Source organism: Burkholderia sp. AU31624 (genome assembly GCF_020420065.1).
Taxonomy (GTDB): Bacteria; Pseudomonadota; Gammaproteobacteria; order Burkholderiales; family Burkholderiaceae; genus Burkholderia.
Genome location: NZ_JAIZRT010000003.1, coordinates 639,753 through 652,402 on the forward strand (window position 1 = coordinate 639,753; position 12,650 = coordinate 652,402).

General features: G+C 68.9%; 13 protein-coding genes. 2 read left to right on the forward strand and 11 right to left on the reverse strand.

What is annotated here, in order from left to right; translation table 11 throughout:
- Positions 1-6: 6 nt before the first annotated feature.
- The 5 genes from LGM89_RS13240 to LGM89_RS13260 form a co-directional block, all read right to left on the reverse strand.
- Positions 7-1,503 (reverse strand): Y-family DNA polymerase, encoded by a 1,497-nt coding sequence (locus tag LGM89_RS13240; protein ID WP_226273180.1) that lies wholly within the window; start codon positions 1,501-1,503, stop codon positions 7-9.
- Complete coding sequence (imuA, locus tag LGM89_RS13245) at positions 1,436-2,143, reverse strand: translesion DNA synthesis-associated protein ImuA (RefSeq protein WP_089461670.1); 708 nt, start codon at positions 2,141-2,143, stop codon at positions 1,436-1,438. The genes LGM89_RS13240 and imuA overlap by 68 nt, the downstream gene beginning before the upstream one ends.
- Positions 2,144-2,449: 306 nt before the next feature.
- Complete coding sequence (locus LGM89_RS13250; RefSeq protein ID WP_011353261.1) at positions 2,450-3,244, reverse strand: ABC transporter ATP-binding protein; 795 nt, start codon at positions 3,242-3,244, stop codon at positions 2,450-2,452.
- 1 nt (position 3,245) lies between these two features.
- Positions 3,246-4,142, reverse strand: a complete 897-nt coding sequence (locus LGM89_RS13255; protein ID WP_039346181.1) for an ABC transporter permease — start codon at positions 4,140-4,142, stop codon at positions 3,246-3,248.
- Between the two features lie 139 nt (positions 4,143-4,281).
- Positions 4,282-5,247: an ABC transporter substrate-binding protein gene (locus LGM89_RS13260; protein WP_226206769.1), complete on the reverse strand. Its 966-nt coding sequence runs from the start codon at positions 5,245-5,247 to the stop codon at positions 4,282-4,284.
- 333 nt (positions 5,248-5,580) lie between these two features.
- On the opposite strand from LGM89_RS13260, the gene LGM89_RS13265 reads away from it, so the two are divergent.
- A complete protein-coding gene (locus tag LGM89_RS13265; protein WP_226273181.1) occupies positions 5,581-5,889 on the forward strand; it encodes a VF_A0006 family four-cysteine protein in 309 nt (102 codons plus the stop codon).
- Positions 5,890-6,000: 111 nt separating this feature from the next.
- Here LGM89_RS13265 and LGM89_RS13270 read toward each other — a convergent pair whose 3' ends face one another.
- On the reverse strand, positions 6,001-6,816 hold the full coding sequence (locus tag LGM89_RS13270) for a MetQ/NlpA family ABC transporter substrate-binding protein (RefSeq protein WP_089473595.1): 816 nt from the start codon (positions 6,814-6,816) through the stop codon (positions 6,001-6,003).
- A 212-nt stretch (positions 6,817-7,028) separates the two neighbouring features.
- On the reverse strand, positions 7,029-8,633 hold the full coding sequence (locus LGM89_RS13275; RefSeq protein WP_089495896.1) for a methyl-accepting chemotaxis protein: 1,605 nt from the start codon (positions 8,631-8,633) through the stop codon (positions 7,029-7,031).
- A gap of 248 nt (positions 8,634-8,881) precedes the next feature.
- On the opposite strand from LGM89_RS13275, the gene LGM89_RS13280 reads away from it, so the two are divergent.
- Entirely contained in the window at positions 8,882-9,172 is a 291-nt protein-coding gene (locus LGM89_RS13280) for a YciI family protein (protein WP_089441070.1), read from the forward strand.
- A 153-nt stretch (positions 9,173-9,325) separates the two neighbouring features.
- On the opposite strand, the gene LGM89_RS13285 is transcribed toward LGM89_RS13280, so the two are convergent.
- The 4 genes from LGM89_RS13285 to LGM89_RS13300 are packed head-to-tail and all read right to left on the reverse strand — an operon-like array spanning position 9,326 to position 12,636.
- The gene (locus LGM89_RS13285; protein WP_043187233.1) at positions 9,326-9,943 is read right to left on the reverse strand and encodes an SCO family protein; all 618 of its coding nucleotides are present in this window, start codon (positions 9,941-9,943) and stop codon (positions 9,326-9,328) included.
- Between the two features lie 18 nt (positions 9,944-9,961).
- Complete coding sequence (gene cyoE, locus LGM89_RS13290) at positions 9,962-10,864, reverse strand: heme o synthase (protein WP_089441071.1); 903 nt, start codon at positions 10,862-10,864, stop codon at positions 9,962-9,964.
- 8 nt (positions 10,865-10,872) lie between these two features.
- Positions 10,873-11,985, reverse strand: coding sequence for a COX15/CtaA family protein (locus LGM89_RS13295; protein ID WP_089495681.1), 1,113 nt, complete (start codon positions 11,983-11,985; stop codon positions 10,873-10,875).
- Positions 11,986-12,009: 24 nt separating this feature from the next.
- The gene (locus LGM89_RS13300; protein WP_089431714.1) at positions 12,010-12,636 is read right to left on the reverse strand and encodes an SCO family protein; all 627 of its coding nucleotides are present in this window, start codon (positions 12,634-12,636) and stop codon (positions 12,010-12,012) included.
- Positions 12,637-12,650 lie beyond the last annotated feature (14 nt).

Sequence of the window (12,650 nt, forward strand, 5' to 3'; positions counted from 1 at the left end):
CACCGTTCACCCGAACAGGCCGTGCAGGAACCAGCGCGGCTCGGCCTCGCTCCCCGCCCGCTCCTTGAACACCCAGTAGCACGCGCCGGCCTCGTCCTGCGCGACGCAGTAATCGCGCGCAGCGAGCTGACCGTCGAACCACCCGGCCTCGATCCGCTCCACCGACGACATCATCCTCAGCGGCGTATGAAATACCGGCCGCTCCCCGCGCATCAACAGCGGCAGCGGCTCCGCCAGCAACCAGGCTGGCCTCGGCGGCACGGCGGGCGGCCCGGGAGCCGGCTTGCCGGCCTGCGCATCGAGCGGCAGCCAGCGGTTCGCCGCCTCGGGCCGGTGATCGGCGACGGGCGCCGCGCGCAGCACGTTGTCCGCGCCGAGCCGCGCGACCAGCAGCTCGAACAGCCGCGCGCGCGTCTCGCGCGTGCCGCCCGGCTCGGGGAAAAGATCGTCGGCCGGCGGCGCGACCGATTCGACGCGCGTGGCCTTCAGACGCACCGCGATCACCGCGGCCGGCAACTCGACGCGCGCGAGCCGCTCGCCGAGCAGCCGCATGAAATGCGCCTCGTCACGCACGGGCGACGCGAACGCGAGCTCGAGCGGCGTCGGCGGCACGGCCTGGCGGCCGCGCTCGTGTTCGAGATCGAACGTCATCGCGGCCAGCGACAGGTGCCGCGCGGCCAGCCAGCCGCACAGCTGCACGACGAGCCGCCGCGCCACGAACAACACGGCTTCCGCGTATTCGACGCGCTCCTGCAATTCGAGCCGCACGTCGAACACGGGCGGCACCGCCATCCACGCAAGCGGCTCGACCGCGTCGCCATACGCACGATCGAGCGCAACCAGCAACGCGGGACCGCAACGGCGCTGCAGCCCCGCGCGCGGCAGGCCGCGCAGATCGGCGAGCGTGCGGCAACCGAGCCCGTCGAACCAGCCCGCATACGGACGCGCATCGGGCAGCAGCACGCAGGGCAGCCGGTCAAGCGCGCGGACAAGCGAGGCCGGGCTCGCGACGCGGCGCCGGATCCGCGCACGGGCCGACACACGCGCGAGCAGCCACGCACCGCCCCCGGTCGGCGCGGCGGACAGGCGCGCCGCATAGCCGAGCGCCGCGAGCGTCGCACGTACCTGACGGCACAGCGACGGCAGCCCGCCGAACAAGCGCAGGCTCGGGCCGACGTCGACGAGCAGCGTGGCTTCGTCGCCGAGCGCGACGCACGGCGAGAAGCGCAGCAACGCGAGCGCGACCGCGCGCAGCGCATCGACCTCGCGCGCGGGGTCGCGTTCGACGAGCTGCGTATGCGGCGCGAGCGTGAGCACGCCGCCGCGCTTCATGCCCGCGCGCACGCCCTGCCGGCGCGCGGCCGCGTCGGCGATCAGCACGACACCCTGCTCGAGTACCGCACTGCCTGCGCTGCCGGCCTCGCCCGCCTCGCCGTCAGACGGAAGCGCGACGCACACGTCGAGCGGCAGGCGCGGCAGATGGATGCCGAGCAAGACGCGCATAGCGGCTCTCCACGATGGGCGACGGCAGGTCGAGCACGAGCGGCTCGCTGCGGGCGGGGCCGCGCCGCTTGACGATGTCGAGCGACACGCCGCCCGGCACCGGATACAGCGCGACGCGCAGCACGGCCGGCGACGGTTGCCGCTCGGCCGACAGCGGGCGCAGCATCACGAACAGCGTGTCGCCCGTGCGCGCGGCCGCGAGATGCAGGCGCCGCAGCGCATCGGGCCGCGCGTCCTGCCACAGCAGCAGCGCGCCGCAACAACCGGTCTTGAGTGCCTGCTCGGCGGCCCACAACGCATCCGTGCGGCTGCCGGCGCGCAGCCACAGCAGCGCGTCGGCCGGCACGCCGAGACTGGCGAGCGCGGTCGCATGCGGCGACTGCGGCGGCGCGACGAGCGCGAGCGGGCGCCGGGCGCTGACGGTGTGCGCGAGCGCAGGCGCGAGCAGCCGCATCTCGCCGCAGCCCGGCTGCGCGGCCAGCAGTTCGACGAGCCCGCCGACCGGCCAGCCGCCGCCCGGCAGCTCGGCCGACAGCGGCGCGAAGCCGGTCTCGATCGTGCGCGGGCCGCCGCGCGCGAGCTGCGAGCCGCGCCACAGCGATGGATGAAGGGATTCGGGAGAAATGGAGGATGCGAGCATGATGCCACCCACAACTGTATGAATATACAGTATATGGCAATGCGTCCACGCCGCACAGTACTGGTACGAAACCGGTATTTCGTCAGATGAAAGACGGGTGAAAAGCCGGCAGGCCCACGCTATGACGGCGGGTCGCCCCGGCATCACCGGCTCGCACCGCCCGGACGGACGCCACACCCCTCGGGCGCCGATGCGGCGCATGCGAACCGAATCGCACAGCCGGGCCGAACCGAGCAGAGCCCGGCCCGGCCGGCCAACCGGCACGATGCGCACCCTGCACACCGCGCCGGCCCCGCCTGCCGCCCGTCAGCCGAGCAGCAATGCGTCGTCGTCGAGCTGCTCGTGCCGCACCTTCTCGAACATCTGCAGCAGGTCCGGCACGTCGAGCCCCTTGCGCGCGTCGCCCGACACGTCGAGCACGACCTGCCCCTGGTGCAGCATCACCGTGCGGTCCCCGTAGTCGAGCGCCTGCCGCATGCTGTGCGTGACCATCATCGTCGTCAGCTTGCTCTCGGCGACGATGCGCGCGGTCAGCTCCAGCACGAACGCGGCCGTCTTCGGGTCGAGCGCGGCCGTGTGCTCGTCGAGCAGCAGGATCCGCGACGGCCGCAGCGACGCCATCAACAGGCTCACCGCCTGCCGCTGGCCGCCCGACAGCAGCCCGATCCGGTCGGTCAACCGGTTCTCGAGGCCGAGGTTCAGCAGCCGCAGCTTGTCGCGGAACAGCTCGCGCGACGGCCGGTCGAGCGCGGCCCGGAAGCCGCGCCGCGCACCGCGCGCCATCGCGAGCGCCATGTTCTCCTCGATCGTCAGCGCCTCGCAGGTGCCGGCCATCGGATCCTGGAACACGCGCGCGACGAGGTGCGCGCGATCCCACGCGGCCTTGCGCGTCACATCGGTGCCGTCGATCGAGATGCGTCCCGCATCGACGGCCTGGTCGCCGCTGACCGCATTGAGGAAGGTCGACTTGCCGGCGCCGTTCGAGCCGATCACCGCGACGAACTGGCCGTCGGGAATCTCGAGCGACAGCCCGCGCAGCGCGCGCGTCTCGATCGGCGTGCCGGGATTGAACGTGAGTTTCAGGTCTTGTGCGGACAGCATGTCAGGCGCCTCCGTTCTTGCGCGCGAACAGCTTCTTGCGCGTCGCCGGCAGCACCAGCGCGATCGTGACGAGCGCCGCCGTCACGAGGTTCAGATCCTGCGCCTTCAGCCCGATGAATTCGCTGTTGAGCGCAAGCGCGATGAAGAAGCGATAGACGATCGCGCCGAGCACGACGGCGAGCGTCGTCAGCACGAGCCGGCGCGCCGGCAGCAGCGTCTCGCCGATGATCACCGCGGCCAGCCCGATCACGATCGTGCCGATCCCCATCGAGATATCCGCGCCGCCCTGCGTCTGCGCGAACAGGGCGCCTGCAAGCGCGACGAGCGCGTTCGACAGCGCCATCCCGGCGAGCGTCGCACGGCCGGTCGCGATGCCCTGCGCACGCGCCATCCGCGGGTTCGCGCCGGTCGCGCGCATCGCGAGGCCGAGCTGCGACGAGAAGAACCAGTCGAGGCCAAGCTTCGCGACCACGACGACGATCGCGAGCAGCGCCGGGCGCAACACGTAGTCGGGCATCCAGTCCGGCTGCAGCACGGTGAAAATGGTCGGCTCGGTAATGAGCGGCACGTTCGGCCGGCCCATGATCCGCAGGTTCACCGAATAGAGCGCGATCATCATCAGGATACTGGCGAGCAGGTCCATGATCTTCAGGCGCACGTTGAGCCAGCCGGTGATGAAGCCGGCCACCGCGCCCGCGACGATCGCGATGCAGGTCGAGCTGAACGGGTCGTAGCCGGCCGAGATCAGCGTCGCGGCGACGGCGCCGCCGAGCGGAAAGCTGCCGTCGACGGTGAGGTCGGGGAAGTTGAGGATGCGAAACGAGATCAGCACCCCGAGGGCGACGAGGCTGAAGATCAGGCCGATCTCCAGCGCGCCCAGAAACGAGAACAGAGACATGATGGGGAAATCCTGTTGCTTCCCGGCCGGACGTGTACGGCCGGGCGAAGCGAACGGGCGGCCCCGGGTGGGAGCCGCCCGTCCGGCGGTGTCGTTCAGGCCCGGATCGGGCCCGCAAGCGCGGCGGTCGGGCCGCGGCTTACTTGATGACCGTCTTCGCGTCCTTGAGCAGATCCGGCGACAGCGTCACGCCCTGCTTCGCGGCCGCGCCCGTGTTCGCGAACAACTCGAGGTTGCTGCTCGTTTCCGATGCGATCGCGCCCGGCTTCTCGCCCTTCAGGATGCGCGCGACGACCTTGCCCGTCTGGCGGCCGAGGTCGCCGTAGTTGATGCCGAGCGCCGCGATGCCGCCGCGCTTCACGCTGTCGGTGTCGCCGGCGACGAGCGGGATCTTCGCTTCGTTTGCGACCTTCACGAGCGCTTCGTACGCGGACACGACGTTGTTGTCGGTGTTCGTGTAGATCACGTCGACCTTGCCGATCAGGCTCTTCGCGGCCGGGCCGATGTCGACGGTGCGCGGCGCGGCCGCTTCCTTCAGCGTCATCCCCTGCTTCGCGAGGATCTCCTTGAGCTCCTTCACGACGACGACCGAGTTCGCCTCGCCCGGGTTGTAGACCATGCCGACCGTCTTCGCATTCGGCACGACGCGCTTGATCAGCGCGACCTGGCGATCGAGCGGCAGCTTGTCGGATACGCCCGTCACGTTGGTGCCCGACGCGCCCCAGCCCTTCACGAGCTGCGCGGCGACCGGATCGGTCACGCCCGAATAGACGACCGGCACGCTCTTCGTCGAGGCCACCACCGCCTGCGCGGCCGGCGTCGCGATCGCGACGATCACGTCGGGCTGGTCGCCGACGAACTTGCGCGCGATCTGTGCGGCCGTGCCCGTGTTGCCCTGCGCGCTCTGATATTCCCACTTGAGCTTGTCGTCGCCGTAACCTTCCGCCTTCAGCTCGGCGCGCACGCCGTCGCGGATCGCGTCGAGCGCCGGGTGGTCGACGATCGACAGCACCTTGACGGTCTGGGCGTGCGCGGCACCGGCCAGCGCGAGTGCGGCCACGCCGGCCGTGATCGAACGGATCGCGAAAGTCTTGAAACGCTTCATGGGTGTGTCTCCCCCGTATTGTGTCGGTTCTGGATGATGGATTCCCGCCGCCGTCGGGCGGGCGCCGCCATGCGTGCGACGCGCTGGCGAACGGCCCGCGCACGCTCCGGGAAAGCGTGCAGCGGCGAACGCACGAGGATACCATTTCCGCAGACCACCGCCTGACTCCGCGCTTTCGTATCGCGCCCCGGATTGCAGCGTGCGCCGACGTGCGCGAGCGCGTGTGAAGCCCGTCCGGCGGGGGTTCCCGCCGGCCTCGGCGCAACGCGTCAGCCGCACTCGCGGCTTTACGTTATGCTGTCGGCCGACCCAGTCCACGCCATCGGAGGGCACATGAAACGGGGGATCCGAGTCATCGCATGCGCGGCCGTCGCGCTGGCGCTGCCGGGTGCAGCATTCGCACTGACCGACGGCAGTGCGCAATACGACGACTGCATGCTCAATGCGCTGCGCGAAAGCCGCAACGGCGCGGCGGCGCAACTGATCCAGCGCTCGTGCGACGCGCTGTATCGCAACAACGCGATGCTGCTGCCGCGCGAGCGGCGTTTTCACGAGTGCGTCGTGCAGTCGCTGCCGGGCGTGCGCGACAACTATGCGATCCAGCAGATCATGTCGATCTGCTCGCGGCGCGGCGAGATGTGAGCCGGCGTTGAACGCGCCATACCGTGCGGCCGTCGTCGATCGGCCGCGCCAATGAAAAAGGCCTGCGCGATGCAGGCCTTTTCGTTCAGCGGTTAGGCGGGTGTGCGGCGTTCAGAACGACGCGACCATCGAGCCCTTGAACTGCTTCTTGATGAATTCCCGCACTTCCGGCGACTGGTATGCCTTGACCAGCTTCTTCACCCACGGCTGGTCCTTGTCCTTCGCGCGCACGGCGATCAGGTTCGCATACGGGCTCGTCAGCGATTCGAGCGCGATCGCGTCCTTGGTCGGCTGCAGGTTCGCGGCGAGCGCGTAGTTCGTGTTGATCACGGCCGCGTCGACGTCCGACAGCACGCGCGGCAGTTGCGCGGCGTCAAGTTCGGAGATCTTCAGCTTCTTCGGGTTGTCGGCGATGTCGAGCACCGTCGCGTTGTTGCCGCCCGTGCCGGCGCCCGCCTTCAGCTTGATCACGCCTTGCGTCTGCAGCAGCAGCAGCGCGCGGTTCTCGTTCGACGGATCGTTCGGCACCGCGACCTTCGCGCCTTGCGGCAGGTCCTTCAGCGCCTTGAACTTCTTCGAGTACACGCCCATCGGCGAGATGTAGGTCAGGCCCGCGCTGACCAGCTTGTAGCCGCGCTGCTTCACCTGGCTGTCGAGGTAGGGCTGGTGCTGGAAGCTGTTGGCGTCGAGGTCGCCCGAGTCGAGCGCCGCGTTCGGCTGCACGTAGTCGTTGAACTCGATGACCTTCACGTTCAGGCCTTCCTTCTCCTTCGCGACCTTCTGCACGAGCTGCCACACTTCCGAATCCGGGCCGGCGACCGTGCCGACCTTGATCACCTTGTCTTCGGCGTGCGCGCCTGCCGACAGCGTCAGTGCCGCACCGGTGGCCAGCACGGAAAATACCTTCAGGAGACTGCGACGCTTCATCTGTTTCTCGCTTTCTTGCTTACTGGATGACTGAAAATGGGGCGCGATACGGGTATGCCCCGACTCGCAGGAAGGGGCAAATGGTGTCACAGGATCGGCGGGAAGTGAAATACATCCCGCTCATATGGGTATGCACCGCAGCGGTGCTGGCAGGGGTGTCGCGATTCGGCCGTTAGTTGCATTTGTGCGAGTCGCGCATCGGCCCGAGCGCGTTACGCCACCGCCGCCCGGCCGGCCGCCTTCGTCTCGAATGCAGGCTCGCCCATCTGCCCGCCGACCCGGAACGCGCCGACCGTATCGCGCAGTCGCGCGGCCTGTTCCTGCAGCGACGCGGCGGCCGCGGCGGCCTCCTCGACGAGCGCCGCGTTCTGTTGCGTCACCTGGTCCATCTGCGTGACCGCGCGCCCGACCTGCGTGATGCCGCTCGCCTGCTCCTCGGACGCCGCCGCGATCTCGCCCATGATGTCGGTCACGCGTGCGACGGCCTGCAGGATCTCGCCCATCGTCGTGCCGGCCTGGCCGACCAGCGTCGACCCGTTGCGCACGCGCTCGACCGAGTCGACGATCAGCTCGCGGATCTCCTTCGACGCCGTCGCGCTGCGCTGCGCGAGCGAGCGCACCTCGCCCGCGACCACCGCGAAGCCGCGGCCCTGCTCGCCGGCGCGTGCGGCTTCGACCGCCGCGTTCAGCGCGAGGATGTTGGTCTGGAACGCGATGCCTTCGATCACGCCGATGATGTCGGCGATCTTGCGCGAGCTGTCGTCGATCTGGCCCATCGTGCCGATCACGCGGTTCACGACGTCGCTCCCCATGCGCGCGATCTCCGATGCGCTGTTCGCGAGCCCGCTCGCCTGCCGCGCGTTGTCGGCGTTCTGCTTCACGGTCGCGGTCAGCTGCTCCATGCTCGCGGCGGTTTCTTCCAGCGACGCGGCCTGCTCCTCGGTGCGCTGCGACAGGTCGTCGTTGCCGGCCGAGATCTGGCGGCTCGCCGACGCGATCGATCCGGCCGACTGGCGAATCCCGCCGATCGTCGCCTGCAGCCGAGCCTGCATGTCGTGCATCGCGGCCATCATGCTCGTGCGGTCGCCCGCGCGAACCGGCACCGGCAGCGTCAGGTCGCCCTGCGCGATGCGCGTCGCGAGCGCGGCCGCTTCGTCGGGTTCGCCGCCGAGGCTGCTGCGCACGTTGCGGATGATCACCAGCATCGCCGCGCTGATCACGAAGCCGATCACGAACACGACCGCGAGGTGGCCGAGCAGCGTCCGGTAATAGACGGTGTCGATGTCCTTCAGGAACACGCCGCTCGAGATGTTCCAGTCCCACGGCGTAAATCGCGTGACGTAGCTGATCTTCGGCACGGCGGTCTCGCTGTGCGGCAGGCGCCCGCGATACTCGGCGAAGCCGCTGCCGGTTTCCTTCGCGGCGTTCAGGATCGCGACGAACAGCGGCTTGCCGTCCGGGTCGAGATAGTCGCCGACCTGCGTGTTGACGAGCTTCGGCAGCGTCGGATGCATCAGCACGACCGGCTTCGAGTCCATCACGAACACGTAGCCCGAATCGCCGTAGCGCATCGCAGCGAGGCTCGCGAGCGCGTCGCGCTTCGCATCGGCCTCCGGCAGCGTACCGCTCTGCGCGAGTGCGTGATACGCCTGCACGATGCCGGCCGCCGAATCGACGAGATTCGCGATGCCGGCCTTGCGTTCGGCGAGCATCGTCGCGCGCGTCTCGTACGCGCTCCATGCGCCGACGCCCAGGAGACCGATCCATACCAGCGCAAGCGCGAGCCACAGCTTGCGGTTCAAACTCATTCTGCTCATCTGCGTGCCTCTGTCGATGTCGATGCGCACGCTGCGCGCGAACGGCCTGCCGCGCGCAAACGCTTGCTCATTCATTTACGGCACCGAGGCTTACAACTTGAATACGGCCGGCGCCGCGAACCGGCGATCGACAGGCCGCCCGCGCCCTGCGCCGCACCGCGGCCGCCGGCGCGACAGTCCGCATCTGCTGTGCTAAAAAGACCGGCTAGCCGGCACACGAAGAGCCGGCGCCATTCCGAGGGCCACCCATGTACGTCATCGACATTCACTACACCGCATCGCTCGAGCGCATCGACGACGCGCTCGAACGCCATCGCGCATTCCTGCAGCCGCAGTTCGACAAGGGCATCTTCATCGCAGCGGGGCCGAAGGTGCCGCGCGAAGGCGGCGTGATCCTCGCGGCCCGCATCGATCGCGACGAACTGGACGCGATCCTGAATACCGATCCGTTCGTCATCGAGGGGCTCGCCACGTATCGCGTGACGGAATTCCGGATCACGCGTGCCGCAACCGGCTTCAACGTGCCCGCGCTGCCGTAACGCGACCTCTGCACGACCTCTGCACGATACGCGCGCAGGCCGACACGCCGCCCCCCGGGCGGCGCATGCAAACAACGAAGAGAGAGGGGGAAAACGTGACGGCGCGAGGCGGCCGTCACGTGATCGCCGGGCCGGGCGCCCGGCGGCTGCCGGTCAGTCGACCAGCAGCTTCAGGTCGTGGACCCACGGGCCGGGGCCCTGGCCGTCGCGCACGAACAGGCGCAGCTTGCCGTCGCGGTCGAACACGTAGCTCGCGGCCGTGTGATCCATCGTGTAGCTGCCGGGCGTCTTGCCGGGCACCTTCGCGTAGTACACGCGGAAATCCTTCGTGACCTTCTTCAGTGCCGCTTCGTCGGCGGGCCGCAGGCCGATGAACGACGGATCGAACGCGGGCACGTACTGGCCGAGCAGCGCCGGCGTGTCGCGCTCCGGATCGACGGTGACGAACAGCACCTGCACGCGCTTCGCGGCATCGGGCCCGAGCTGCTTCAGCGCTTCGGACAGCTCGGCCATCGTCGTCGGGCACACGTCCGGGCAGTGCGTATAGCCGAAGAACATCACGACGGCCTTACCCTTGAAATCGGCGAGCGTGCGTACCTTGCCGGCCGTATCGGGCAGCGAGAAATCGCTGCCGAACTGCGTGTTGCCGGTGATGTCGAGATTCTGGAATTTCGGCGCGTTGTCGCATCCGGCGAGCAGCAGCGCTGCCGTGAATGCGCATGCGAGCATCCAGCCTTGGCGCGCGCGGCGCCCGAACCGTGATTGGAGCATTGCGTTCAAACCGTGCGGTTACACGCCGAGCAGCGGGCGTGCATAGTGATCGACGAGCAGCGCGGCGAACAGCAGCGACAGGTAGACGATCGAGTAGCGGAAGGCCTTGCGGGCGAGTTCGTCCGAGTAGTCGCGATGGATCTTCCACGCATACGCGAGGAACACCGCGCCGAGCAGCACCGCGCTCGTCAGGTAGACGGCCCCGCTCATCCCGGAGATGAACGGCATCAGCGTGACCGCGAACAGGATCACCGTGTACAGCAGGATGTGCAGCCGCGTGAACTTCTCGCCGTGCGTGACGGGCAGCATCGGCAGCCCCGCGTTCTCGTAATCCTTGCGGCGATAGAGCGCGAGCACCCAGAAATGCGGCGGCGTCCACACGAAGATGATCAGCACGAGGATCCACGCGTCGCCCGGCACCGCGCCGGTGACCGCGGCCCAGCCGAGCGCCGGCGGCATCGCGCCCGACGCGCCGCCGATCACGATGTTCTGCGGCGTCATCGGCTTGAGCAGCAGCGTGTAGATCACCGCGTAGCCGACGAAGGTGGCGATCGTCAGCCACATCGTCAGCGGGTTCGTGAACGTATAGAGCGTCCATGCGCCGACACTGCCGAGCACGGCCGAGAAGATCAGGATCTGCGGGGGCGTGATCTCGCCGCGCGCGGACGGGCGCCACGCGGTGCGGCGCATCATCGCGTCGATCTTCTGTTCGACGAGGCAGTTGATCGCGAACGCGGCGCCAGCCAGCAGCCAGATGCCGACCGTACCGCCGATCAGCACGTGCCACGGCACCATGCCCGGCGTCGCGAGGAACATGCCGATCACCGCGCAGAACACCGCGAGCTGCGTGACACGCGGCTTCGTCAATGCCATGTACTGCGAAAACCGGCTACCGGGCGATTGGGAGAGGGTGCTTTGCATGGGGGCGGTCACGCCGGGGCGGCGTCGCGCGCAGGCTGCGCGACACGGCCGGGGCGGCTTGAAAGGATGCGAAAGTTTAACATGACGACGAGCAGCAGCAGGATCGCGGCCCCGCCGTTGTGCGCGACGGCGACCGGCAGCGGCCACTGCAGCACGATGTTGGTCAGGCCCGTCACGAACTGCAGCAGGACCACCACCAGCACGCCGTTCGCGGGGCGCCGCAGCGATTCGAAGCGGCGCATCTTCAGCGCGAACGCGACCAGGTACGCGACCACCACGAACGCGAACGTGCGGTGCGTCCAGTGGATCGCGACCAGCGCGTCCTGCGTGATCGCGTCGCCGTCCTTCGTCATCCCGAGCGCGCGCCACAGGTGGAAGCCGTGCTGGAAATCCATCGGCGGGATCCACTGGCCGTTGCAGGTCGGGAAGTCGGTGCACGCGAGCACCGCGTAGTTGGTGCTCACCCAGCCGCCGAGCGCGATCTGCACGACCAGCAGCACGAGCGCCGCGAGCGCGGCCGCGCGATAGCGGCCGGCTTCGGGGTCATGCGACGGCAGCGGCGTCTGCCGCGCCGCGAGCCAGCCGAGCGTGCCGAGCAGCGCGAGGCCGAGCAGCAGATGGATCGTGACGATCACCGGCTGCAGCTTCATCGTGACCGTCCACGCGCCAAACGCGCCCTGCACGAGGATCAGCAGCAGCAGGCTCGTCGGCCACCACGGCGACACGTGCAGCGGGCGGCGGCGCAGCCGCGCGGACCACGCGATCACGACCTGCGCGATGATCAGCACGCCGATCGCCATCGCGAAATAGCGGTGGATCATCTCGATCCACGCCTTCGACATGCTGACGGGGCCCGTCGGCATCGCCTGGTGCGCGGCCGTGATCGCGGCGTGCGCGATGAACGGCGACGACGTGCCGTAGCAGCCGGGCCAGTCCGGGCAGCCGAGCCCCGAATCGGTCAGCCGCGTGAAGCCGCCGAACATCACCAGGTCGAGCGTCAGGAAGGTGGTGATCCACACCAGCTTGCGAAACTTGTTGTCGTCGGCCTTCACCCACACGTACGACAGCGGCAGCAGCGCGATGCAGAAGCCGATCAGGCCGAGTTGCAGTAGATACGCCATCGGTTCAATGCCTCTCGTGTTGCGTTAGCCGATGCTCGACCACTTCAGCAGCTTCGTCACGTCCGCCTTGATCTTGCCGGGGTTCGGATCCTTCGGGAAACGCATCATCAGGTTGCCGTTCGGGTCGACCATGTAGAGGTGGTCGCTGTCCTTCGTGCCGGCGTCGGCCGGCAGCCACGCGGCCACCGCGGCCGGATCGGCGACGAGCCGGCGCGTGTCGGGGTACGCGTCCAGCACCTTCTGCGGCATCGCGCCCGCATCGCTGCGCAGCCAGACCATCGTGAGCCGGTGCCGCTCGCCCGCCTGCGTGACGCGGATCTGGCGCATGAAATAGAGCTTCTTCGCGCAGGCCTCGTCGCACGCGCTGCGGTCGGTCATCACGAACAGCCACACGCCGCGCAGCGACGACAGCGGCACGGTCTTGCCGGTTTCGTCGGTTACCTGCAGATCCGCGGGGATCGGGCGCTGCGGCTCGATCAGCGTGCCGTAGTTGGTCGAGCCGCCCTTCGGCTTGATCACGTAATAGGTGAAGTACGACGCGATCATCGGCGCGGCGCACACGAGACCCAGCAGCACGAGCATCCAGCGGCCGCGCTTGCGGGCCGCCGGCGACATCGGCGCAGCGGCCGAACCCTGACGGGGAGATTGCATGGACAAATCAGACC